This is a genomic window from Mesorhizobium sp. M7A.F.Ca.CA.002.05.1.1, assembly GCF_003998335.1.
Classification (GTDB): Bacteria; Pseudomonadota; Alphaproteobacteria; order Rhizobiales; family Rhizobiaceae; genus Mesorhizobium.
Genome location: NZ_RZQI01000907.1, coordinates 1 through 2351 on the forward strand (window position 1 = coordinate 1; position 2351 = coordinate 2351).

Sequence of the window (2351 nt, forward strand, 5' to 3'; positions counted from 1 at the left end):
GTTTCAACTCAACCATCCCCGAAAAAGCCTTCAGCGTTTCGATCTATTGCGTATGCTGTTCGCGGACGGCATCAATGATTTCAATGTATACAGACCCGAAAGTCTGCCGGCGGGAATGCGTTTCCCTGTCTTTCTGCGTGACGAGACGGGCGCCGCTTATAAAGTGCCGCCGCTGTTGCAATCGCCGGCGGAACTCGGCGAGGCGCTCTCGAACCTGGGTACGATGAATTTTGTTCGCCCCATAGTGGTGGAGTTTGGAGCAAAGGCTGGTGCCGATGGCAGCTACCGAAAATACTCGGCATATCGGATCGGCGAGCGCAGTTATGCGCAACACTGCTTCGCCAGCAAGGAGTGGTTCATAAAGGTACAGGGAGGCGGTATGTCGGGGCAACATCGGGTCGAGCATACCGAGTTTGTGCGCGACAATCCGCATGCGGTAGAGCTGATGCCGATTTTCGAGAAGGCGGGGATCTCATATGGCAGGATCGACTACACCATTGTCGATGGTCGTATCCAGGTTTTCGAGATCAACACCAATCCCACTGTATTGAACGACCCGCCCACACCCTTCGACAGATACGATTCGTTGCCTTACGCCAACATGCATGCAGATGCCTTGGCACAACTGCCATATGCTAACGATCCCCTATCCACTCCGGTTATCGATGAGACACATTTCCAGATCTTGGGCCGCCTGAGAAACAAGTACCGTCGCAGACGGATGAAGCTGACCGTTCGAAAGGGCTTCAGGTCTTTCCGGGACGCCATGTTCGGCGCCAAGCCTTGAGTTCTCGAACAAGAGCGCGGGGCAATATCGCTCTGGCGATCGGCGCGCGGTGTGCCGCAATCTTTCGTGATTTGCCGATAGTTTGGCTTGGACATTATTTCGCCGGCCACGTAACAAATCAGCGCCGAGACGCGAAATTCGGGGGAGTGAACTCTTGTGAGCGGCAAGGACGAGGCCGAACTTTCCCGGCTGATGCGGGCCGCGATCGCGGGAGATGAAAGGGCTTACGCCGACTTTCTGCACCGGATTGCCGCGCTGGTTCGCGGTTTTGCCAGGCGCAAGATCGTGCAGGGCGGGGTCGATCCCGAGGATGTCGTGCAGGAAACCTTGCTGGCTATTCATGTAAAACGACATACCTGGCGTCAGGATGCGCCGGTGTTGCCGTGGATCTACGCGATCGCCCGCTTCAAGGTGATCGATGCGTTCCGGCGGCGAGGACGGCGCATCGAGATCGATGTTGACGATATCGCCGAGACGTTCGCCGAGCCGGAAACCGAGACCGTCAGCGAGCGAGATATCAACCGGGCATTGGACAGCCTGTCGCCGGCACAGCGCTCCGTGGTCTCGGCCGTGTCGGTGGAAGGGCGGTCCATCGGTGAGACGGCGGCGAAGTTCGGCATCAGCGAGACGGCGGTGCGTGTGTCGCTGCATCGCGGACTTGCTGCGATAGCCAAGCGATTCGGGCAGGGGCGGTTCGGGCGGGAATGACATGAGGACGGATGATCTCATCAAGGCGCTGGACGCCGACGCAAGCAGCAAGGCAATCCCGCTGCTATCGGCCTGGTGGCTGGCCGCCGGTGCGGGGGCGGTGATCGCGGCCGTCGTATTCCTGCTGACCATCGGCCCGCGCCCGGACTTCATGGCGGCCGCTCACACGATGCGCTTCCTCTCCAAATTCGTCTTCACCATCGTGCTGGCCGTCAGCGCCTTCGCCCTGATCCGCGCCTTGTCGACGCCGGGCGCCTCGACGGGCCGGGCAATGGCCTGGATGGCCGCGGCGCCCGTGCTGGTCGCCGTGGCGGTGCTTCTTGAGCTTTTCATGGTGCCGGAGGCGCTGTGGGGTACACGGATGGTCGGCTCCAACATGATGCTCTGCATGGGCTTCATCCCGCTGATCGGTATTGGCCCGCTTGCCATCTTCCTGTGGATGCTGCGCTATGGCGCGCCGACACGGCCGGTGCTTGCCGGTGCGGTGGCGGGTCTGCTCGCCGGCGGGCTGGCGGCAACCTTCTATGCCGCGCACTGCTTCGACGACTCGCCGCTTTTCGTCGCCACCTGGTACACGGCAGCGATCGCAGCGCTCGCATTGCTCGGTGCGCTCGGCGGACGGTTTTTCATACGCTGGTAGCGTTTCGTAACGATCGCGGACCCGTGCACCGATCCTTAATCATGCCGGCAATTGTTTGCCGGTTAGCGACCACGCCGGCATGCCGGACGCAACCTTTCCTTAAAATCGATCCGCCAAGGTTGATGCGAGAACATGCGTTTGCGCACGGGGGTGGCACGTATCGTGATGTGGCGAGGATTGACCAGCCGAAAATCTCTTGGGCATGCAGGGCTGGCG

Annotated in this window: 3 protein-coding genes; all 3 read left to right on the forward strand. The window is 60.5% G+C overall.

Annotated elements, in window-relative coordinates; genetic code table 11:
- The coding region (locus EN939_RS38260; RefSeq protein WP_164751359.1) for a hypothetical protein at positions 1-787 on the forward strand (787 nt) is incomplete at its 5' end.
- A gap of 156 nt (positions 788-943) precedes the next feature.
- Positions 944-1495, forward strand: coding sequence for a sigma-70 family RNA polymerase sigma factor (locus tag EN939_RS30345; RefSeq protein WP_127271203.1), 552 nt, complete (start codon positions 944-946; stop codon positions 1493-1495).
- A 1-nt stretch (position 1496) separates the two neighbouring features.
- Complete coding sequence (locus EN939_RS30350) at positions 1497-2135, forward strand: NrsF family protein (RefSeq protein WP_127271201.1); 639 nt, start codon at positions 1497-1499, stop codon at positions 2133-2135.
- Positions 2136-2351: the final 216 nt, after the last annotated feature.

Excerpts from the sequence above, each read along its gene's own strand:
- EN939_RS30350 (WP_127271201.1), top strand. The coding sequence starts at position 1,497 with ATGAGGACGGATGATCTCATCAAGGCGCTGGACGCCGACGCAAGCAGC.